The sequence below is a fragment of the Hyphomonas sp. genome, from assembly GCF_041398385.1.
GTDB lineage: Bacteria > Pseudomonadota > Alphaproteobacteria > Caulobacterales > Hyphomonadaceae > Hyphomonas.
Genome location: NZ_JAWKUW010000003.1, coordinates 269,820 through 290,700, shown reverse-complemented (window position 1 = coordinate 290,700; position 20,881 = coordinate 269,820). Strand labels below are relative to the sequence as shown.

Genomic DNA, 20,881 nt, shown 5'->3' with positions numbered 1-20,881 from the left:
TGACTCGCAACAGAGAATGAGAATTATTTGCAGAAATGTCGCAGGCGGTACTTCTGTAATGCCGCCAACGAAAAACGCCCGGTCCGCAGGGGAACCGGGCGTTCGATCAGCGTAGCAAATCCGCCGGATAGGCTCAGGCGTCGAGGCGCTCGATGATGATGGCCGGGGCCATGCCGCCAGCGGCGCACATGGTGACGAGGCCATAACGGCCGCCCGAGCGCTCAAGCTCGTCGAGTGCGGTGCCGATCAGGATGGAGCCGGTGGCACCGATCGGATGGCCAAGGGCCATGGCCCCGCCATTGATGTTGACCTTGTCGCGGTTGAGATCGAGGTCGCGGATGAATTTCTCTGCAACGACCGAGAAGGCTTCGTTGATCTCGTAGACGTCGATGTCGTCCGTGGAGAGGCCGGCCTTCGCCAATACCTTCTTCGCGGCCGGCACCGGCGCGTTCAGCATCAGCGTCGGGCAGTCGCCCATATTCGTTGTTGCCACGACGCGGGCCCGCGGCTTCAGGCCGTGCTTTTTCATGTAGGCCTCGGAGGTCAGCAGGATGGCCGCGGCGCCATCGACCACGCCGGAGGAATTGCCGGCATGATGAACATGCTGAACCTTGCCCTTCAGCTGCGGGTACACCTTCTCGATCATGTTGCCATAGGTCAGGCCCGTGTCGTCGACCGGGATGTCCCAGAACATGTTGAACACGGTCTTGAGGCCCGCAAGGCTTTCCATCGTGGTACCGGGGCGCGGGAATTCGTCCTTGTCGAGCGCGAGTGTTCCATCACGATTGAAGACCGGCACGACGGACCGGTCGAACCGGCCCTCATCCATGGCCCGCTTGGCGCGATCCTGGCTGACCACGGCCAGCTGGTCGACGGCTTCGCGGGTGATGCCTTCCATCGTCGCGATGGCGTCGGCGCAGCAGCCCTGCTGGGACTGCGGGTGCAGGTCGCGCAGGTGCAGGTTTCCGGAGTCCATCATGGGCGGGTTCTTCGGATCCGCCGTGGCCGCCGTGTAGCTCATCATCTCGCAGCCGCCGGCGACAATGCAGTCTTCCATGCCCGACATGATCTGGGCGGTGGCGAGCGAAACGGAAGTGATGCCCGAGCCGCAGAAGCGGTCGAGCGTCATGCCGGACGCCTTGATGTCATAGCCCGCATCGAGCGCCGCCATACGGCCCATGTCAGCGCCCTGGGCGCCGCGCTGGCTGGACGTGCCCCAGATGACGTCGTCGACGGTGGCCGTGTCGAGCCCGTTGCGCTCGGCAATAGCGCCAAGCGTCGTGGCTGCGAGGTGCTGCGGATGAAGGTGGGCCAGCGAGCCCTTTCCAACCTTTCCTATGCCGCGGGACGTGCGGCAGGCGTCGATGATGAAAGCTTCGGCCATGATCTGTCTCCGGATTTCCTCTGAGGTTCCCTTTGGCCCCGGTTTACGCGAACGTAAGCGTCATCGAAAGGCGTGACGCCGGGGCAGGATCCGACAGTTCGATTTTGAAGGAATCCGATTTTATGGAATACTGCCCCCATGGTTGGTGCAACGCTATCCTGGACTTCTAGGGTCTTATGTGCGGCCAGTTGGGCTGCGATGGCTTTTGGGGGGGCGCCGGTTCTGCCGGCAGAGGCCAACGAACGGGAAGTCATCCTGTTCGAGATCAACCAGCTGAACCATATGATCGTGCCGATCGAGCTGAACGGACAGGCCGCGGCCGAAGGAGTCATCGATACAGCCGCGACCTATCCGATGATTGATCGCCGGACTGCCCTTGCGGCCGGTATTCCCGAGCCGGGCGACAATGCCCCCCAGATCAGCGTTGTCGGGACATTGGGTGTGAAGGAATATTCCGTTGTCGATATTGGGGCCGTCAAGGTCGGCAACGTTGTGCTTGGCAGCACCCGGGCCGCCTACAATCCGACAATGAAAGTCGAAGGTGCGGCAAGCAACGTCCTGCCGCTGAATCTGTTGGGCCGGGATGTTGTCGATTTCGACTTTCGGAACAGAAAGGTTTTCCTCTACGAAGGAAGACCGGAACGGATCGGGGGCACAGCCAGTGTCACGATGAAATATGTTGAGGAGAATGGACTGATCTTCATTCCGGTGCGGGTCAACCGGGAGAAAGCCTTTGCGTTGCTGGATACCGGATCGAATGTGACCTATATCAATCCGAGACTGGCTGAAGCCGCACGGGCCAAGACCAACCCTGAAAAAACCAAAATCCTGCAGGGTGCGACTGGCGGCTATGGAGCGCTCCTTGAAATCACGACGGTTCGGCGCTGTGCGATCGGCGGCTATGAATTCAAGCGCGCTGACGTTCTGGTGTCGGATCCGCCTCTGTTCGAGTTGCTGGGACTTGCCGAGGAACCGGCAATGGTGGTCGGCATGGATTTTCTGTCGGAATTCCGTATGCAGATCGACCAGAGCCGGAAAGAGATCACTTTCACGATCCCTTACCGGAACATGAAGGGGTTGGGCTTGAAATATGCGTCGGATCGTTCCGACAATCTTGGCATCATTCTGGGCGGCAGCGCGACCCGGCTCAAGCAGAACTGACCTTGCTTATCCGAACGCTCCGTAAGGATGCGTGATCGCAAGGCTGATACCATGCAGGGTTCGGTCGATCTCGTTCAGGGGCGCGATGATGTCGCGATGAATTCGATCGTATCCATAAGCGGTTCCGCGAACGTCGCCGCCAGACTCGGTCAGAGATGCCAGCGGAGTGCCTTCGTCGCGGGCACGGGGGAAGATTTCGCTGAGCAGGTCGACGACTTCGCCGATGCGCAGTTCGCTGACCATGCGCACGACATCCCGCGTGCTGGCATCATGTCGCTCCGACAACCGCGGCAGGCCACCGACGATTGCGAAGGCACGCATTATGAGGGTCTGCCGGATAGCATGGAGCACATGAAGGGTCAGGCGCTCCTCGTGGCGCTGTTCAGTTGACGGCGCATCTTTTGTCTGCGCCATCAGCCGGTCGAATCGCCTGAGGTCCACCGTCATCATGTTCGCGATCCGGTCGATGGAAATGGCGGTCTCGTCCGTGCGCAGGGAATAATAAACTGCCCGATACGCTGCCGCGGCCGTATCGGTGGTCATGAGGCGCGCATGGGCGATCCAGACGCTCGGATCGTAGACGCGGGCATAGGCGCGCAGCGCGGGCAGGCTGGTCAGGTCGCGGGCGTGCTGGGCAAGTTCGATCAGGTGACGCATCCGCGGACTGGCGTCTATCAGCTGTACCAGCCGCTCCGTTTCCCGTTGCAGCGAAGAACCGATCCCTGCCGCCGTGTTCACCGGAACACCAAGCTGCTGCAGCGTCGCATTGTGGGAAATCGCCCTCAGGGAACGCGGCCCCGCCGGACCAGCCGCGCGGCGTTTGGGACGGGAACCTGCCTTGACCGTCAGGCCGCTGGAGAAGGCCCCGAGCAAACGTCCGTAATCGGCGTTTCCAAACAGGCGCTCGTGCCAGGCTCTGAGGGCGCGATAGAAATCCCAGACAAGGTCCGTGCGCGTGTAGAAAGGGTCGGCCCTAGATTCTTCAACGGGTTCGAATATGTGCTGGCACCATGCCGCCATGGTCGCGCTGGCCAGCATTGGTGTTGCGAAGTGGAGGTAGCCGTCACCGCCCTGGAAGCTGACTTCATGGCGCAGTTTCAGGCCGCGCATCTTTGCGCCGCCGCGCGTCCATGGCGTCAGCAGGTGGTCGAACCGCTGCTTGAACGTTCCCGGCCAGGCGCCCCGGCCCATGGATTCACCATGTGTGTTGAAGATGAGGAGATCGACGCCAGCTTCCTTGGCGGCAAGCGCGCGGGCGATGAGGTTGTGGATCCGCTCGATCGCCATGTCGGCGGCGACCTGGCCGATAAACCGTCCGGCATCGGAGAAGCCGAGCTGGATGGACAGGTAGCCGCGCGCTTTCACATAGGCGAGGAATTCCGGCTCTTCCAGCAGGCGCTCGACGAAGCGTCCGCCGGTCTCGAGGGCTTCGGGCGTCTCGAACAGGGGGGAGATGTCGAGCATGTCTTCGACGCCATACTGGCGGGCGAGATAGAGCGCGCCCATTACGGTCGCGGGGTTCTCGCTCTCGGCGATCAGGAAGCGGATGACAGACCCGGAGTCGATATGCTTCAGGATCTGCGCGCACATCATGAACTGGCGCCGTGCGGTGGACTGTTCCAGGAACAGATCCCCGAAGTTCACTTTCACAGGCTTCGATTTACGGGCCTTCTCGGCGAGCTCGGCGAGGGCGACCCGGCCAAGCTCGCGGTCTTCCGTTTCGAGGCCAAGGTCGCGGTTGATAACAGTGCGCACCTGGGCTGCGTTGACGCGCAGGTGGATGCGCGCGGTTCCGAGCTGCTGCGCCTCGGCTTCAGCGCGGAACGCTATCAGTGCTTCAGCCAGATCATCCTCTGCAGACGGAAGAGCTCGGTCGACGGCATCCGTGATGTCGGTGGCGCTTCGGATCGCGTGCTCGGAGTGCGCCGTCAGCGCGTTTGCCGCTGCGACAAGGTTGTCGGCGTTGGTCAAATCTGTGGCGAACAGATCGGCGTGCCGGCGGGTTTCCTTGCATGCGGCCCTCAGGCGCTTCGACAGGGCGTTCAATGCCGGGCTTTTGCCCACGATAGCGTTGATCTCATCAGCGCGGTCGGCATAGCGCTCCAGTTGCTCGGCTTTTTCGCAGAGGCGGAAAGTCAGTGATTGCGACCAGTGAATGTCGGCACGTCCGTCGAGGTCATAGCCGACCCAGCTCGCGAGCGTTGGCAGCGCTGGCCGCAGTGAACGCCATTGGTCCGGGAACGCGCGGCGGGCGACTTTCAGGATGACGGCCGAGACTTTCCTCTGCGCGCCGGCAGCGTGAACAATCGCTGCCTGGGCTTCTTCGTGTTCGCCATGCAGGCTGATCTGCTGGTTCCAGACGCGGGAGTCCTGACGGACCAACTTCGCGAGCGTGGCGCGGCTCGACTTTGTCGGATGTCCTACATGGGCGGCAAAGGCAGTGCGGAGTTCGCTTGAGAGCGCGAAGGTCGGGTGTCCGGTGAAGACGATCCCGCCCCGTGGCTGTTCGACAGCTGCTTTAAAGGCGTCGAACCCTTCCCCGGCAAGCTCTTCCAGCCTGCCTTCCAGCAGCTTCCAGGCTGCTGTGTCATTGCCTCCGCAATGCTGGGCGCGGAAGCGGTCTGCCCGCTGTTCGATCAGGTCGAGGTGCACTTCGCCTGCGAATTTCGACAGGTCGGCAAGGCTGGTCTCGCCGGCTTCGAGGCTGCGGAACAGGGTCTGCGACAAGGCGAAGACCGAATTGGTCATCGGGTCGATTTGGATGCGCTGAGCCTGCTCGCGCAGAAATTCCTGCGCGGTTTCAAGGGATAGCGGAGCTGAAGAAGAGCGGGATGTCATGTCCGCCACTCAAAGCGGCCTTTTGCCTGAAAGTCAAAGGGCGCTTGTCCCCGCGTCAGGGGGTGAGCCCGCCCGGACCATACAATCCGGGCAGGTCTGCCGTTATTTCTAGCGTTTGCGGACGAACTTGATCGCCCCGAACAGTCCCGCAAGGATGGACCCGACGCCGCCGAGGAACACCGCCAGCGGGTTAGCCTGGTCGGCAAAGGCGATCGCCCGGTTAAGGCCGGTCACCTGAACCGTCACAGTATTGTGGAAGGTGCGCAGCGGCACGGCGGGGCCGTCATCGATGGCGTAGATGTCGAAGGTGAGTTCCTGGCTGCCCGCCGTGAGGGGCGTGACCGACCAGCGCCAGGTGTTCTCTGTCAGCGGCGAGATCGTCTGCTGTTCGGGTGTCATGGCCTTTATGGCGAAGCCGGAACCCGACAGGCGAGCCTCGACCCGCTTGGAAACGCGGGCGGTGCCCTCCTGGACATTGCCCCGGCCCGGCAGGGCGTCGGCAGCGGTATCATCTCCCGTCGCATCAAGGGCGAGGACGGCTTCGAACGGGCGCTTGTATTCCGCCATGGACGGCGTCTCATGCGCGACTGGCACGGTCTGCAGCGTTTCGAGGAAAGTCGCAGCCGGATCGGGCGCCGGAGCAGTGGGCGCATCGAGCACTTCGGGCGCAACTTCAGGCGTCATCAGCACTTCGTCGATTGCCGCAGACTCGCCGGAAAACAGGTCGTCATCGAGGGAGGGAGCGGGAAGCGAGCGCGTCGCTATTTCGGGCGCAGGTTTCGCTTCGGCCACTTCAACGGCCGCGGGTTCTGCTGCCATTTCTGCGCCTGCCGCCTCTTCCATGGGCGCCGATTCCATTACGGTTTCTTCCGCAGGGGCGGCTTCTGTCATGTCGCTGGCGGCGCTGCCCAGATCCTGCGGCCCATAGGCTTCGAGCAGGCGTGAGCCGCCATAGCCGGCCACGGCAAGGCCAGCCAGAAGAATAAGGATCGATATGAATCGCATCATGGCAGTTCAGGCTCCCTGATCAAAATCCAGCGACGAGCCTAACGAGGATCAATCGCCGGGAAAAGCATTTCGGGCTGCTTCATAGAAGGCAATTGCGGCAGCATTGGATACGTTCAGGCTTTCCATTTCCGGCCGGATCGGGATGCGCGCAAGCTCGGCGCAGGCTTTGGCGACGCCGGGGCGCAGGCCCGGCCCTTCGGCGCCAAGCACGATCGCGAGCTTTGGCGCGCCTTTGACTGCCCGCTCGACGTCGGCCGATCCTTCACCGGCCAGCCCGACCGTATGATAGCCGGCTTCGCCCAATTGCTCGAGCGCGCGGGAAATATTGACCACGCGTGCCTCTTTCACCGTCTCGACCGCGCCAACGGCACTTTTGGCGACAATGCCGGTAATCGGCGGCGCATGGCGGGTCTGCAGGACGATTCCGCCAAAACCGAATGCGGCGGCAGAACGATAGATCGCCCCGAGATTATGGGGGTCCGAGACCTGGTCCAGCACGGCGATGCGGGGCACGCCGTCTTCGATCAGGTCTTCGATGGCCAGTGGGTCCAGCGGTTCTGTCCGCAGGGCGAGGCCCTGGTGGACCGAGCCGGCGGGCAGGCGGTGGTCAATCTCGGCGGCGGTGACTATGCGCGGCGTGAGTGGGTTGGCGGGCAGCCGGGCAGCGGCATTCTCGGTTGCAATCAGTTCGATCAGCGTGCGATCGGGATTGGCGAGGGCGGCCTCAACGGCGTGGATGCCCCAGATCCAGACCCCGGACTCCGGTGGCCCGGCCTCACGCCGGATGTGGCGCAGGGGGGCGCCTGCATGCGGGTGTGCATTTCGCCGTCTTCCATGGTTGCGCGCCATTTGGTTCATCCTTATAAGGCCGCTTCCGGAGTGGATCAGCGGCGCATAAGGCGCCCTTGTGAAGCGCCGGCGCGGCAACGTCAAACGGCGTGTGGTCGTGGGTCCCGTGGAGGGATGGGAGAGTGGTTAAATCCACCAGACTGTAAATCTGGCCGCCTAGCGTACGCTGGTTCGAATCCAGCTCCCTCCACCACCCGCACACGCCGCTGGCGGCGCCAGCGCCCCGAGCGGGCGGGTATAGCACAATGGTAGTGCAGCAGCCTTCCAAGCTGAGTATGTCGGTTCGATTCCGTCTACCCGCTCCAATTTTTGCACTTCATAAAAGGGAATAAAATCATTGTTCTTACCGTCGGCCTGCTGGTCGCGGGCGAATTTTTGTTGACGCTAACATTTCCTCGCGAAATCATGGCGGTGAGGAAACGCAGAGACGGTTACCATGCACAGGCAAGCCTCCCGAACGCGGAAGGCCCGCGAGGGCCGCGCACCATGGGGCTTGCTCGCCGCGGTCACTCTCGGCCTGGCGGCATGCAGTTCGCCGCCAGCCGTTGAGGCTGAGCCGTCCTGCAGCTGGGCCGGGATCTGGGCGTCGTCGCAGCAGCTCGTAGAGCCGCACAATGAGCTGCCGATTGCGCCGCTTGAGGATGTAACCCTCCGCCAAACTCTCCACGTGTCGCAGCCGGGTGAGCGCATGCGTATCCGGTTCTCCAATGAATTCGGTGAGGGGCCGCTCGCGATTGGCGCGGCGTCTGCGGGCAGGTCTGCCGGGTCCGGACGCAGCGCAATTGCTCCGGCATCTGCCGTTGCCCTGAGTTTTGCCGGTTCTCCCAGCGTGACGATTCCGGAAGGGGCGGCTTGGTACTCTGATCCATTGGGCTTCAACCTCGCTGCAGGCGAAGATGTGGCGGTAACGTTCCACATTGTTTCGGCGTCCTCCCGCCAGACCGGCCATCCGGGGTCGCGCACGACATCTTACTTCACATCCGGTAACCTGGTGTTCGCGGAAGACCTCCCCGGTGCGGAGCGCCTCGACCATTGGTACGTTGTTTCGGGGATAGACGCGGTCAGTGACAGGATGCGTGAATCGGTGGGCGTGATCGGGGACTCGATTACAGACGGGCGCGGTTCGACGACAAATGGCAATGATCGGTGGACAGACTTCCTTGCCGACCGGCTTGGATCCAAAGGCGTTTCGGTGCTGAATTTCGGTCTTGGCGGAAACAGGGTTCTGAAAGATGGTCTCGGGCCGAACGCGCTGGCGAGGTTCGACCGGGACATATTGGCCCAACCGGGACTGCGGTATGTGATCGTTTACGAAGGCATCAACGATCTTGGAACGCTGACACGCAAAGGAGCAGTCGCGCCGGAGGTGCACCAGGCGCTCGTCCATGACCTAGAGGCTGCTTACACGCAAATGGTTGAACGCGCTCACGCCCATGGGATCAGCGCTATCGGCGCGACCATAGCCCCCTATCGGGGGAATCAGTTTTACAGCTTCGATCCAGCAACGGAGCAGGACCGGCAGGAGGTGAATGTCTGGATCCGGTCGTCCGGCGTCTTTGACGCGGTGCTCGATTTTGACAGGGTTCTGAGGGATCCGGACAATCCGGACCGGCTGAGCCCCGAATTCGATTCCGGCGACGGGCTGCATCCGTCACCCGCAGGCTTTGCCGAGATGGCGGCGTCAGTGCCGCTGGATCTGTTTGCTGATGCAGAGCCGTGCCGATGATCAATTCGACACAGGTTTGACGGTATTCAGGAGGGTGAAATAAATGAGATACGCAAGGCCGGCACTTCTCCTGTTTGTGCTTTTCTTGACAACTGTTTCGCCCGTACTCGCGGAAGATGGGTATCGCCTGTGGCTCCGCTATGAGCGCCTCGCCGGGCGCCCGGCCGGTGCGCCGGACTCAGTCATGCTTGCCTGCGATGTGGCCTCACCGACGTTCGAAGCGGCGCTTGCGGAAGTGCGCCGTGCGACAGGTTCCATGCTGGGAAAGTCTTTGCCGGAGACTACCAGACTGAAAGGGCGCGCACTGGTTCTTGCCAGTCCTGCATGCAATACGCGACTGCCGCAGGCAGTGCTTCCGTCAGAGGATGATGTTGGCGCCGAAGGGTATGCCATTCGTACAACGAAGATCGGCTGGAAGACGGTCACGGTGATCAGTGCGCGGTCCGACATCGGCGTATTGTATGGGACGTTCGCATACCTTCAGCGCATGTCCGAAGGTGAGCCGCTCAAAGGCCTCGACCTGGTTTCTCGCCCCGGAACGCGCTATCGGCTGCTGAACCATTGGGATGGTCTCGACCGTCATGTGGAGCGGGGATATGCGGGCCAGTCTATCTGGGACTGGCATCGCCTGCCGGGCTATGTAGACCCTCGTTACACGGACTATGCCCGGGCGAATGCGTCCATCGGGATCAACGGCGTCTCGCTGACAAATGTGAATGCCGACGCAACGGTACTGACGCCAATGTATCTGGACAAAGTTGCTGCGCTGGCAGACGTGTTCCGGCCTTATGGCATCAAGCTTTATCTGACGGCCCGGTTTTCTGCGCCGATGGAACTTGGCGGCCTGCCGACGGCCGATCCGCTGGATCCGCGCGTCCGGGCATGGTGGAAAGCCAAGGCCGATGAAATCTATACACACGTGCCGGACTTTGGCGGCTTCCTTGTCAAGGCGAACTCTGAAGGCCAGCCCGGCCCCCAGGATTATGGCCGCAGCCATGCAGATGGTGCGAACATGCTGGCCGAGGCGGTCGGGCCTCATGGCGGCATCGTTATGTGGCGGGCATTCGTGTATTCTGCTGAAGAACCGGAAGACCGGGTAAAGCAGGCCTATACTGAATTCAAACCCCTCGACGGGCAGTTTGCAGACAACGTGATGGTGCAGGTGAAGAACGGTCCGCTGGACTTCCAGCCCCGCGAGCCGTTCCATCCTCTGTTCGGTGCTATGCCGCAGACGCCGCTCATGCTGGAATTGCAGATCACCAAGGAATATCTCGGCTTTTCGACCCATCTCGCCTATCTCGGCACGCTGTGGGAGGAAGTCCTTGAGGCCGACACGCTTGAGAGCGATGCGGGCGCGCCGGTAGCGTCCGTCATCGACGGCTCCGTCGAGGGGCATTCCCTGACTGGCATGGCGGGGGTTGCGAACATCGGAACGGATCGCAACTGGTCCGGCTCCCATTTCGACCAGGCGAACTGGTATGCGTTCGGACGGTTCGCCTGGGACCCCCACGCTTCGGCTGAAGCCATTGCGCGTGACTGGGCGAAGCTGACATTCGGGCGTGAGCCGGCTCTCGTTGATGAAATTGTCAGTATCATGATGATGTCACGCGAGACTGTGGTGGACTATATGACGCCGCTGGGGCTCGTGCACCTTATGGGGACGGGGCATCATTACGGCCCGGCGCCCTGGGTCGACGACCTCGGCCGCGCTGACTGGACGCCATACTATTATCACCGGGCAACAAAGGATGCGATTGGCTTCGACCGGACGGCAACAGGATCCGATGCCATCTCGCAGTATGCTGAACCACTGCAGCGGGAATGGGCCGATGCGGCCACGACGCCGGACGAGTTGCTGCTCTGGTTCCACAGGCTGCCCTGGACAAACAAGATGCGGAACGGGGAGACGCTGTGGAACTCGCTGGTCCACCACTATGACAAGGGCGTGGCCGGCGTTGAGGACATGCAGGCGCGCTGGGCGGTGCTCGAAGGAAAGGTCGATCCTGAACGCTTTGCGCAGGTGTCCGATTTCCTCGCCATTCAGCACGATGAAGCCCGATGGTGGCGCGACGCGTCGATTGCCTACTGGCAGAGCATCAACGGCTTGCCCTTGCCGGAAGGGAGCGCCCCGCCGGAGCACGATCTTGCCTATTACAAGGCTCTGACCTTCCCGAATGCGCCGGGGCAGGGGCAGTAGCCGCGGCTGCAATCGTATGGAGCCGGCTATCGCGGTGTGAGCTGAGGCACCTTATATTGGCAGGCGATGGCTGTGCCCTACGTGATCCTGTCTGCTGTTGCTGCCGGCCTGCTGGCAGGCCGCAAGGCATTGGGAAAAGAAATCACCGGCCGCAAGAACAAGGCAATCGAGGCGGCGGCGCAGGAGACGCGCCATCGCATCCGAGCCGACGCGATGCTGTTCATTTCGCGCAGTTTCAGGCGCTTCCTGATCGCGACCGGGATCAAGCTTGCGATTTTGCTGATCCTGCTTGGAGTGCACAAGTTTGGCTATGTCGATCGCGCGGCGTTTATTGGACTGACGTCTGCGGCGCTTGCCGCATTCGTCATTCGCGATGCGGTGACGAATTTTCCGATGCTGCGTCTCGCACTGATCGAGCTGCGGCGTCACAGGTGGAAACCCCGGAAGGCACTGACGGAATCGATTGCGGCGCGCGTGTTCGAGGAGGTGCTTGCGGAAGCCAATTCACGGCCACAGTCCCGCACCAGCGGCGTCCTGCTCACGCTGGCGGGTGAGAATCGCGAGCGGATGAATGCGGAGATTGCCGAAGCGGTGGCCGATGTGGCGCGGCAGACGTCATGGGAGGATATTCGCCCCTATGCCCTGTCTGCCGCAGTCCGGTTCGGTTTGCTGGCGCTGCTGTACAGTGCCGCTGTCTGGATGTTGCTACACGCCTAATCCTGGTTGAGATTCAAGGCAGTTGCGATGTCTTTCCAGGAAACGAGCTTGAAGTTCTGCTCGTATTCCGGGATCGGGTTGGCATCGTCCTGGACGATCAGGATGCCTTCCGGAAATCCTGGCAGTATGGCCGAGGAGACGTCGAGGCCGTCGGTGTGGCTGACGCCGTCGATTCCGATGGCCTTGTTGGGCTCGATCGAGAAGACGCCGACCGGCGCGAACGGGGCCTGGCGGTCATAAACTACATATCTGTCAGCAGCTTGCGCGGAGACGACGAGGTAGCCGGCGCCGTTTTCGCCGAGCCAGAGGCTCATGCCTTCGACGTCTTCGACGAGGCCGTTGCCATCGGCAATGCGGTCGACCGGGACGGGCTTTGCTTCTGCGTCGGAGAGATCGAGCGTCCAGACACCGAAGGCTTCTTCGCCGACGAACAGGCGGTCGGCCTCGTCATCAAACACGCAGCCTTCGAGCTTTGACGGCAGCTGGATCGTGCGTTCCAGAACAGGCTTTACAGTTTCGATGGTTTCCCAGCTGCCGGTCCAGAGCTGGATCGTGCCATCCTTATACGTCACGGCAGCGCGGTAGGTTTCGCCATGCAGGCCGGCGCAGATGCCGTAGGGTTCGTCCTTGTCTGTGCCGCTATTGCCGAGATGGCTGACGGTCAGCGTTTCGGGGTCGATACGGAACCAGGAGATGCTGTTGAACTCGTCATTCGAGGCGACCGCAATGTTGCCGCGGAGGTCGACATTGTTGACCCGACCGACCGGAAGTTCCTGCAATTCACCGCCATCCAGCGCATAAACGTAGAGTCCCTCGTCCTTGTTGGTGGCGAGGATGAGGGAACTGGCCGGATCGGTGGCGTTGACCCAGAGCGCCGGGTCGTCGGCGCGGTCGCCTTCACCGTTCATCGGGGCGGTTTCATTGACCGCCATCACGGTGGCGATGGGGCCGGAATATTCGACCGGTGCGGTGGCACAGGCCGCGAGCGGGGCGAGGGCAGCAAGCCAGATTCTGGTTTTCATCGGCATGGTTCCTGAGCTTGAAATGTGGGGGGCCGGAATCCTCTGGCGATTCCGGCCCCTTTTGTGACTGCTTATAGTTCTAGCGGGGGCGGGTCTAGTAAGTCAGCCGAACACCGAAGATTCCCGACCAGCCGAACTCGTCATACTGCGAGAGGCGGCTCTTGGAGCCGTGATAGTAATATTCCGGCTCGTCACCCAGGTTCTTGCCTTCGAGGTAGACCTGGATGTGGTCGTTGACGTCATACTTGGCGGAGGCTTCGACCGAGAGGTGCTCGTCGGTGTAGCGATCCAGATTCGTGCCAAACAGCTCGTCCAGGTAGGCGCCGCGATAGTTGGCGGAGATACGCAGATCCCAGGGGCCCTTGTCGTAGCCGAGGGCCACGTTCCAGACTTTGTCGTTCTGCTTCAGCAGCGGAACCTTGCGGCCGTCCGGCAGGCGGGCGTCGGAGTCAGCCAGTGTCAGGTTGGCCGAGGCGAGGAAGCCGTCGAAGGCGTCGCCGAGGAAGCTGAGCTCCTGGACATAGTTGAATTCGACCCCCTTCACCTTCGACTTCCCTGCGTTGACATAGGTCGACACTTCCGCGAGGCCCGCAACGGTCGCGGCATCCAGGAAGGACAGGTCGATGCCGGCCGGCAGTTCGTCGATGTCGAAGGTTGCCGGGAAGATCGCGTTGTCGATTTCCTTGAAGAACAGGCCTGCCGAGATGATCGACAGTTTGGTCGGGTAGTACTCGATCGAGAGGTCGTAGTTGTCGGCCTCATAGGGGCTGAGGGCCGGGTTGCCCATTTCGATCTCGTCTCGGTCTTCGTTGAAGAGGACGCGCGGCGCCATCTCGCCGAAGCCGGGGCGAACGACGGCTGCATAGTAGGCAGCGCGGGCGAACACATTGTCGGCCATCGCGTACTTGAGGTTCACGCTCGGCAGGACGTTGGTGTACTCGTCCGAGAAGGTGCGGCGCGTTGCGTCCGCCGGTGTGTCGCCTTCAGTGTAGATGAAGCCGAAGGAGTCGACATTGGTGCGCTCGACACGGACGCCGATGACGGTGGTGAGGTCGCCCGCTTCAAACGTTCCCATGCCGTAGAAGGCAAGAACCTGCTCGTCGATCGTGTAGTCGCCCGAGATGCTTTCGAGGTTGGTGTCACCCTCGTTGAGGTCCGCATCGGTCACGATGTTGCGCAGCGCCGTGGTCAGCCCGGCGCTCGGCCAAGCGAACATCGGATTGGACATGCGCCAGCCCGGGATCTGTGCGTTGTCGGTGATGTAGTCGGTCAGGAACACATCATCGAGTTCGTACACGTCGAGGTTCTGGTCACGTACCTTTTGACGGTCGCGCAGCTTGACGCCGCCTTTCCACGTGACCGGCGTGTTGCCGAGCATGGCTTCGCGCGCCACGTCGATCTTGCCGGTCCACTCGTCGTCTTCGGTGGTGGTGTACTCACGCTCGAAAGCGTCCATCACATAATTGGCCGGGTCGTACAGGAAGGCGACGGCCGGGCCGGTGATGACAGGCTTCTGCGGGTTCGAATAGTCGAACACGATGGAGCCGATGACGCTGTCGCGCTGTTCGGGGGCCGAACGGAAGGCAACATCGTGATTGTTGGAGTCGTCTTCTTCGGCGTGAGCGTAGGAAAGTTCGTAGTCGAACGTCCAGGGACCGGTGAAGGTGTTGCCGCCGACGGCGTAGGTCTGGATGTTGCGGACTTCTTCGCGCTTGCGGACTTCGGCGTCGACTTCGCCGCGGCGATAGGCGACGGTCGTGTCGGTTGCCGAGACGATCTCCTCATCCATTTCGCGGAACTCGAACTTGTTACGGATTTCGTCGTCCGTGTACTGGTTGAGCAGGGTGCGGAGATAAAGCTCCGTGTTCTCGCTGGCGCGGTAGTCGACGTTCAGGACGACACCGATCCGCTCACGCGTCAGGTCATACCAGCGCATTTCATAGTCGTCGGCCGGGGCGTAGAATTCGCCGGCCTGCGGGACTTCGAAGTCGGCGCCGTCGAACAGATCCCAGCCGCCGGTCTCATTGTTGTGCGACTGGATGCGCAGGTCCTGGTAGTTGGCCGAGAAAGCGACGCCCAGCTTGTCGCCAAACGTGTTGGTGTAGGTGAAGGTGGCCTTCGGCGAGATTTCCTCGGTGATCTCGTTATAGGAGCCTTCCAGCTTGGCGCGCACGAAGCGGCCATCGCGGTCGAAGGCGGAAATCGTCTTCATGTTGATGACGCCGCCCAGCGTGTCGGCGTCGACATCCGGGGTGAGCGACTTCTGGACTTCGATCCCGTCGAGCAGGTCGGACGGAACGCCGTCGAGCAGGACGCCGCGGCGGTCTTCCGGCGACGGCGTGCGCACGCCGTTGATCGAGGAGGAGATAAGGTCGGTGTTGATGCCGCGGATCGAGACGTAGCGACCTTCGCCCTGGTCGTTCTCGATCGACAGGCCCGGAACGCGGCCGAGCGAGTCGGCAACGGTCGTGTCGGGGAAGTTGCCGAGACCGTCGGAGTCGACGACGGAGATGATGGCGTTCGAAGCGCGCTGCTGGTTGATGGCGCCGGCCTGGGCCGCCGTGGAGCCGACGACCAGGATGTTGTCGAGATAGCGCACGTCGCTGCCGACCTGGAAGTCGAGCGTCGCGGTGCCGGCAAGGGACACCTCGGCAGTGGTCGTGTCAGCACCGACATAAGAGACCGACAGCGTGTAGTCGCCGGCCGGCACGTTGGCGAAGCGGTAGTTGCCCGAACGGTCGGAAGACGCGGTGCGGCCAAGTCCCTCGATGGTGACGATGGCGCCCTGCAGGGGGGCTTCGCCGGTGGCGTCGGTCACCTGGCCGGTGATGACGTCAGCGGAGGCGGCGCCCACGAGGCTGGCGGAGGCAACGCCAAGGGCGAGGAAAGCGCGGTAGGAGCGTGTCATGGAAGATCCCTTTGTGAACCGACCGGGCGCTTCCCACAGATTCTTGTCGGGCAGATTACAGGTTTGTCACGGTTCTGTGACGCGCGCTGATTCCGCTGTAGAATTTGTAATGCGGGGTAAACGAAACGCCGGGCGTGATGCTTTCCGGTCACAGGCGTCGCAGCGGAAAGCGCGGGGGTGCGGCGAAGCGCGCAGGCGGCGCGTCTTGTCCGCTCTCACTTTACAACTATGTAAAGTATCATGAGCGCCGGGCGGACAGGATTGGTCCGCCGCCCGGACCGTAATGGAGGCCTGCGCATGAACCGCGACAGCCAGAATATGGAACCGCTGGTGAGCGAAGCGACGAGTTTGCTGAAGTCGCTGTCGCATTCCGACCGCCTGATGATCTGCTGCCAGCTGCGTGGCGGGGAAATGTCGGTCGGGGCCCTGGAGGCGGAACTGGGGATTCCCCAGCCGCGCCTGTCGCGGGAACTGGCCAAGCTGCGCGAGGAAGGCGTGCTGATCGCACGCCGGGAAGCGCGAGCCGTCTATTACACCCTGTCGGACAAGCGCGCCCACGCCATGGTGGATGCCATCTGCTCGGTCATGCTGGGCAGCAAGGCGGACCCCGATGTGCGTGTGCTGACTATATAATGGAGAAAGAGATGACCGCCCCCTTGGTAAAAGCCTTTTTTGACGAGCCGACCTATACGGTCAGCTATGTGGTGACCGATCCGGCCACGAAATCCTGCGCCGTCGTTGACTCAGTGCTGGACTATGACCCGGCGTCCGGCCGCACGAAGACGGAATCGGCCGACGAGATCATCGCCTACATCAAGGCGGAAGGCCTGACCCTGGACTGGATCCTCGAAACCCATGTCCATGCCGACCATCTCTCAGCCGCGCCATACATCCAGGAAAAGCTGGGCGGCCGGATCGCGATCGGCTCCGAGATTACCACGGTCCAGAACGTGTTTGGCAAGGTGTTCAATGAAGGCACCGAGTTCTGCCGCGATGGCAGCCAGTTCGACCGGCTGCTGGTGGATGGCGACACGTTCAGCATCGGCAGTCTCGAGGCGAAAGCCCTGCACACGCCAGGACATACGCCGGCCTGCATGACCTATGTGATCGGCGATGCGGCGTTTGTCGGCGACACGATGTTCATGCCGGACTATGGCACCGCGCGGGCGGACTTTCCGGGCGGCGATGCGCGCACGCTCTACCGCTCGATCCAGAAAGTGCTGAGCCTGCCGGGCGAGACGCGCCTCTTCATGTGCCATGACTACAAGGCGCCGGGCCGAGACGAGTTTGCCTGGGAGACGACAGTTGCCGAGGAGCGCGCGCGCAACGTGCATGTGCACGAAGGCGTCACCGAGGACGAGTTCGTGGCGATGCGCGAGGCGCGCGATGCGACGCTCGGCATGCCGCGGTTGATCCTGCCTTCGATCCAGATCAACATGCGCGCAGGGCAGATGCCGGAGCCGGAAGCGAACGGCCAGCGCTATCTGAAAATCCCGATCAACGGCCTCTGAGGGGCCGCCGCTCGGCGAGGGCATGGGAATGAAACTGTCGAATTACCTGCCCATCCTCGACTGGGGGCGGACCTATCGCGGCGAGACGCTGGCGAATGACCTGATTGCGGCGGTGATCGTCACGATCATGCTGATCCCGCAATCGCTGGCCTATGCCTTGCTGGCCGGCCTGCCGCCGCAGGTCGGCCTCTATGCCTCGATCCTGCCGCTGGTGGCGTATGCGATCTTCGGGACGAGCCGGACGCTGGCCGTCGGGCCGGTGGCGGTGCTGTCGCTGATGACGGCGGCGGCGGCGGGGAACATCGCGGCGCAGGGGTCGGAAGAGTATATCGCCGCGGCGATGCTGCTGGCGTTCCTGTCCGGTATTTTCCTGATGGCGCTCGGCCTGTTGCGCCTCGGCTTCCTGGCGAATTTCCTGAGTCACCCGGTTGTGTCCGGTTTCATCACCGCATCGGGCATCCTGATCGCGGCGAGCCAGGTGAAGCATTTGCTCGGCATCCCGGCGGGTGGGCACAATCTTTATGAAATGGTCGTCCAGATTGCCGAGAAGATCGGTGAGCTGAACATGCCGACCATGGCGATCGGCGTGTCGTCGCTGGTGTTCCTGTTCTGGGTACGCTCGGGCCTCAAGCCGCTGCTGATGCAGCTGGGCATGAAGGAAAAGGCCGCTGGCATGGTGTCGCGTGGCGGGCCGGTGATTGCCGTGGTCACGGGCATTCTGGCGGTGAGCTTCCTGCACCTCGACACGCAGGGCGTGCGGATCGTCGGCAAAATCCCGAGCGGCCTGCCGACGCTGGGTGTGCCGGCCTTCGACCTGCACCTGTGGGAGCAGCTGATCGGATCGGCGATCCTGATTTCGATTATCGGCTTTGTGGAATCGGTTTCCGTCGCTCAGACGCTGGCAGCGAAGCGGCGTCAGCGGATCGACCCCGACCAGGAACTTGTGGCGCTGGGCGCGGCGAGCCTCGCTTCGGGTGTGTCGGGCGGCTATCCGGTGACGGGCGGCTTTGCCCGCTCTGCCGTCAACTTCGATGCCGGAGCGGAGACACCCGCGGCAGGTGCGTTCACCGCGGTCGGGATCGCGCTTGCCGCGCTCTACCTCACGCCGCTGCTGCACAATCTTCCGCAGGCGGTGCTGGCCGCGACCATCGTGGTAGCGGTGCTGAGCCTTGTGGACTTCAAGATCCTGCGCCGCACCTGGGCCTATTCGAAGCGCGACTTTGCCGCCATGGCGGGCACGATCCTCGTCACGCTGCTGGCGGGCGTCGAACTGGGGGTGACGACGGGTGTCGTCCTTTCCCTGTTCCTGCACCTCTACATCACGTCGAAGCCGCACTTCGCGATTGTCGGCCAGGTGCCGGGAACGCACCATTTCCGCAATGTGAACCGATATGGCGTCGTGGTTCCGGAGCACATCGTCACCATCCGGATCGACGAGAGCCTCTACTTCGCCAATGCGCGCTTTTTGGAGGATATGGTGTACACGATCCTCGGAAATCGTCCGGACATGAAGCACCTCATTCTCATGTGCCCGGCGGTGAACCACATCGATGCGAGCGGCCTGGAAAGCCTTGAGGCGATCAATGCGCGCCTGAAGGATGCCGGCGTGAAACTTCATCTGTCCGAGGTGAAAGGCCCGGTGACGGACCGGCTGAAACGCACGCATTTCCTGCAGGATCTGACCGGAAATCTCTATCTCGACCAGTTCGATGCCATCTCCGATCTCGATGTCGATTGTGCAAAAGCCGCCGTCGAAAAGTCCGGAAAGCTGACCGAGCCGGGCAGCGTGCCATGCCCGTCCGTCACGATTGCCGGCGTGCGCGAAACGGGCCGGTAAGCAAAATTTATCCGACAGGGTTTCGGGCGTGGAATCTTTCACGCCATGACCAGGGCAATCTCAAAACGAATTTCGCAAAGCGAGCGGCGGCTGATGCGGCTGCTCTTTCTTATGGGCCGCGGGACCGGGGCGATTGCGGAGGCGGTCGGCCGCGACAGGGCCGTCGTTTCCCGTTACCTGCACCGGCACAGGCTGGTGGGGCCGGAAGCGCCGCTGGAGCGCTACCGGCTGGCTGTGGATCTCGCGGCTGATCTGCTGATGGAAGAATTGATCCGTAAGCCGCCGGCCCAGGATGTGATCGGGGCTGCGGCGGCCATCGCGCGCCTTGCCGGAGAGGCGAGGCGTATCTGGAGTGTTATGGAAGTGGGGGACCATGACGGAAACGAAACGGGCGACAGCCCTGAAGCAGTACGCGCGATCGCGCAGCGTCTGGCAATTGCCTTCGCAAACGCACATGAAGCGGGCGTTGAGGAAGGGGAAGACGGATAGCCTGTCCGAGCAGGAAATGCGTGCGATCGGGCACATGCCCTGGGTGATCGAGGCGCGGCCGGCGCAGCTGATGCCGGAGGGGGACTGGCGCACATGGCTGTTCAGCGGCGGTCGTGGCGCAGGCAAGACGCGGGCCGGCGCCGAATGGGTGCGCTGGGCCGCATTGTTCGCAGGGCATTCGCGCATCGCGCTGGTGGGGCCGACCCTGCTGGACGTGCGGGAAGTGATGATCGAGGGCGAGAGCGGGCTTGTCCGCATAGAGACGGACCGGATGAGACGGCCGGTGTTCCAGCCGTCGCGCCGAAGGCTCGTCTTCCACAATGGAGCGGTGGCGCAAATCTTCTCTGCCGAAGATCCGGACAGTCTGCGCGGGCCCCAGTTTGAAGCGGCCTGGTGCGACGAGGCGGCGGCGTGGACCTATGGAGACCGGACCTGGGACATGTTGCAGATGGGGCTGCGGCTGGGCGCCAATCCGGTGGCCTTGGTGACGACGACGCCCCGGCCGACGCCGCTGATCCGCAGGCTTGTCAGAGCGCCGGATACGGTGGGCACGCTCAGCCGGACCGAGGACAATGCGGGCAATCTTGCGCCGTCTTTCATCGCCGCGATGCGGGCGGCCTATGGCGGGACCGCGTTGGGAAGGCAGGAGCTGGACGGCGTGCTGCTGGACGATCCGGAAGGGGCGTTGTTCGTCAGGGGGCAGATTGATTCGGTGCGGGTGGTGTTGGCGCCGCCGCTGGAGGATGTCGTGGTCGCGGTCGACCCGCCGGCGACCAGCGGGGCCGGCGCGGATGCCTGTGGCATCGTCGCGGCGGGCCGGGCCGGGCAGGCGGCCTATGTGCTGGGCGATGCGTCGGCACGGGGCCTGAAGCCGCTCGACTGGGCGGGCCGGGTCGTGGCGCTGGTGCGCGTCTCCGGCGCGCGCGAAGTGATCGCGGAGGCGAACCAGGGCGGGGAGATGGTGCGTCAGGTGCTGGAAACGGCAGGCTGTCCGGTGCCGGTGCGGCTGGTGCAGGCGCGCCTGTCGAAACGGGCGCGGGCCCTGCCGGTCGCCACGCTCTACGATCAGGGGCGCGTGCACCATGTGGGACAGCTGGCGGAGCTGGAGGACGAGATGTGCCGGTTCGGCGCCGAGGGCTTCAGCGGGTCGCCGGACAGGCTGGACGCGCTCGTCTGGGCCGTCTGGGCGCTGATGCTGGATGTCCGCGCCGTAGGTGTGCGGCAGTTGTGACGT

General features: G+C 62.8%; 15 protein-coding genes and 2 tRNA genes. 11 read left to right on the top strand and 6 right to left on the bottom strand.

The window, feature by feature from the left end; all coding sequences use genetic code 11:
• Nucleotides 1-133: 133 nt before the first annotated feature.
• Nucleotides 134-1,384 carry an acetyl-CoA C-acetyltransferase gene (locus R3C13_RS08465; protein WP_371310372.1) on the bottom strand — a complete coding sequence of 417 codons (1,251 nt, stop codon included), beginning with the start codon at nt 1,382-1,384 and terminating at the stop codon, nt 134-136.
• Nucleotides 1,385-1,522: 138 nt separating this feature from the next.
• Here R3C13_RS08465 and R3C13_RS08460 point away from each other — a divergent pair, with 138 nt between their 5' ends.
• Nucleotides 1,523-2,545, top strand: coding sequence for an aspartyl protease family protein (locus tag R3C13_RS08460; protein WP_371310371.1), 1,023 nt, complete (start codon nt 1,523-1,525; stop codon nt 2,543-2,545).
• A 6-nt stretch (nt 2,546-2,551) separates the two neighbouring features.
• Here R3C13_RS08460 and R3C13_RS08455 read toward each other — a convergent pair whose 3' ends face one another.
• From R3C13_RS08455 to R3C13_RS08445, 3 genes are all read right to left on the bottom strand, one after another.
• A complete protein-coding gene (locus R3C13_RS08455; RefSeq protein WP_371310370.1) occupies nt 2,552-5,383 on the bottom strand; it encodes a phosphoenolpyruvate carboxylase in 2,832 nt (943 codons plus the stop codon).
• A 108-nt stretch (nt 5,384-5,491) separates the two neighbouring features.
• Nucleotides 5,492-6,391 (bottom strand): hypothetical protein, encoded by a 900-nt coding sequence (locus tag R3C13_RS08450; protein ID WP_371310369.1) that lies wholly within the window; start codon nt 6,389-6,391, stop codon nt 5,492-5,494.
• Between the two features lie 48 nt (nt 6,392-6,439).
• Nucleotides 6,440-7,240 (bottom strand): TrmH family RNA methyltransferase, encoded by an 801-nt coding sequence (locus R3C13_RS08445; RefSeq protein ID WP_371310368.1) that lies wholly within the window; start codon nt 7,238-7,240, stop codon nt 6,440-6,442.
• Nucleotides 7,241-7,348: 108 nt separating this feature from the next.
• On the opposite strand from R3C13_RS08445, the gene R3C13_RS08440 reads away from it, so the two are divergent.
• The 5 genes from R3C13_RS08440 (at nt 7,349) to R3C13_RS08420 (ending at nt 11,880) form a co-directional block, all read left to right on the top strand.
• A tRNA-Tyr gene (locus tag R3C13_RS08440) sits at nt 7,349-7,433 on the top strand.
• 38 nt (nt 7,434-7,471) lie between these two features.
• A tRNA-Gly gene (locus R3C13_RS08435) sits at nt 7,472-7,545 on the top strand.
• A 188-nt stretch (nt 7,546-7,733) separates the two neighbouring features.
• Entirely contained in the window at nt 7,734-8,966 is a 1,233-nt protein-coding gene (locus R3C13_RS08430) for an SGNH/GDSL hydrolase family protein (protein WP_371310367.1), read from the top strand.
• 43 nt (nt 8,967-9,009) lie between these two features.
• Nucleotides 9,010-11,163 (top strand): alpha-glucuronidase family glycosyl hydrolase, encoded by a 2,154-nt coding sequence (locus R3C13_RS08425; RefSeq protein WP_371310366.1) that lies wholly within the window; start codon nt 9,010-9,012, stop codon nt 11,161-11,163.
• Nucleotides 11,164-11,229: 66 nt separating this feature from the next.
• A complete protein-coding gene (locus R3C13_RS08420) occupies nt 11,230-11,880 on the top strand; it encodes a hypothetical protein (RefSeq protein ID WP_371310365.1) in 651 nt (216 codons plus the stop codon).
• Here the strand turns inward: R3C13_RS08420 and R3C13_RS08415 are convergent.
• Both R3C13_RS08415 and R3C13_RS08410 read right to left on the bottom strand, forming a co-directional pair.
• Nucleotides 11,877-12,902, bottom strand: coding sequence for a phytase (locus R3C13_RS08415; RefSeq protein WP_371310364.1), 1,026 nt, complete (start codon nt 12,900-12,902; stop codon nt 11,877-11,879). The genes R3C13_RS08420 and R3C13_RS08415 overlap by 4 nt on opposite strands.
• A 94-nt stretch (nt 12,903-12,996) precedes the next feature.
• Nucleotides 12,997-15,810, bottom strand: a complete 2,814-nt coding sequence (locus tag R3C13_RS08410) for a TonB-dependent receptor (protein ID WP_371310363.1) — start codon at nt 15,808-15,810, stop codon at nt 12,997-12,999.
• Nucleotides 15,811-16,107: 297 nt separating this feature from the next.
• Between R3C13_RS08410 and R3C13_RS08405 the strand changes: the two genes are divergently transcribed.
• The 5 genes from R3C13_RS08405 to R3C13_RS08385 all read left to right on the top strand — a co-directional run bounded on the left by R3C13_RS08405 (nt 16,108) and on the right by R3C13_RS08385 (nt 20,878).
• Nucleotides 16,108-16,443 carry an ArsR/SmtB family transcription factor gene (locus tag R3C13_RS08405; protein WP_371310362.1) on the top strand — a complete coding sequence of 112 codons (336 nt, stop codon included), beginning with the start codon at nt 16,108-16,110 and terminating at the stop codon, nt 16,441-16,443.
• A gap of 11 nt (nt 16,444-16,454) precedes the next feature.
• Entirely contained in the window at nt 16,455-17,321 is an 867-nt protein-coding gene (locus R3C13_RS08400; RefSeq protein ID WP_371310361.1) for an MBL fold metallo-hydrolase, read from the top strand.
• A gap of 28 nt (nt 17,322-17,349) precedes the next feature.
• The gene (locus tag R3C13_RS08395; protein ID WP_371310360.1) at nt 17,350-19,158 is read left to right on the top strand and encodes a SulP family inorganic anion transporter; all 1,809 of its coding nucleotides are present in this window, start codon (nt 17,350-17,352) and stop codon (nt 19,156-19,158) included.
• Between the two features lie 93 nt (nt 19,159-19,251).
• Nucleotides 19,252-19,647 carry a hypothetical protein gene (locus R3C13_RS08390; RefSeq protein ID WP_371310359.1) on the top strand — a complete coding sequence of 132 codons (396 nt, stop codon included), beginning with the start codon at nt 19,252-19,254 and terminating at the stop codon, nt 19,645-19,647.
• Nucleotides 19,648-19,663: 16 nt separating this feature from the next.
• Entirely contained in the window at nt 19,664-20,878 is a 1,215-nt protein-coding gene (locus tag R3C13_RS08385; protein WP_371310518.1) for a DNA-packaging protein, read from the top strand.
• Nucleotides 20,879-20,881: the final 3 nt, after the last annotated feature.

Bases quoted from the DNA above. Each gene is read 5' to 3' on its own strand.
- R3C13_RS08390 (WP_371310359.1), top strand. From the start codon at position 19,252: ATGCGGCTGCTCTTTCTTATGGGCCGCGGGACCGGGGCGATTGCGGAG.
- R3C13_RS08415 (WP_371310364.1), bottom strand. From the start codon at position 12,902: ATGAAAACCAGAATCTGGCTTGCTGCCCTCGCCCCGCTCGCGGCCTGT.
- R3C13_RS08400 (WP_371310361.1), top strand. From the start codon at position 16,455: ATGACCGCCCCCTTGGTAAAAGCCTTTTTTGACGAGCCGACCTATACG.
- R3C13_RS08385 (WP_371310518.1), top strand. From the start codon at position 19,664: ATGCGTGCGATCGGGCACATGCCCTGGGTGATCGAGGCGCGGCCGGCG.
- R3C13_RS08460 (WP_371310371.1), top strand. From the start codon at position 1,523: ATGGTTGGTGCAACGCTATCCTGGACTTCTAGGGTCTTATGTGCGGCC.
- R3C13_RS08405 (WP_371310362.1), top strand. From the start codon at position 16,108: ATGAACCGCGACAGCCAGAATATGGAACCGCTGGTGAGCGAAGCGACG.
- R3C13_RS08450 (WP_371310369.1), bottom strand. From the start codon at position 6,391: ATGATGCGATTCATATCGATCCTTATTCTTCTGGCTGGCCTTGCCGTG.
- R3C13_RS08410 (WP_371310363.1), bottom strand. From the start codon at position 15,810: ATGACACGCTCCTACCGCGCTTTCCTCGCCCTTGGCGTTGCCTCCGCC.
- R3C13_RS08395 (WP_371310360.1), top strand. From the start codon at position 17,350: ATGAAACTGTCGAATTACCTGCCCATCCTCGACTGGGGGCGGACCTAT.
- R3C13_RS08465 (WP_371310372.1), bottom strand. From the start codon at position 1,384: ATGGCCGAAGCTTTCATCATCGACGCCTGCCGCACGTCCCGCGGCATA.
- R3C13_RS08420 (WP_371310365.1), top strand. From the start codon at position 11,230: ATGGCTGTGCCCTACGTGATCCTGTCTGCTGTTGCTGCCGGCCTGCTG.
- R3C13_RS08445 (WP_371310368.1), bottom strand. From the start codon at position 7,240: ATGGCGCGCAACCATGGAAGACGGCGAAATGCACACCCGCATGCAGGC.
- R3C13_RS08455 (WP_371310370.1), bottom strand. From the start codon at position 5,383: ATGACATCCCGCTCTTCTTCAGCTCCGCTATCCCTTGAAACCGCGCAG.
- R3C13_RS08425 (WP_371310366.1), top strand. From the start codon at position 9,010: ATGAGATACGCAAGGCCGGCACTTCTCCTGTTTGTGCTTTTCTTGACA.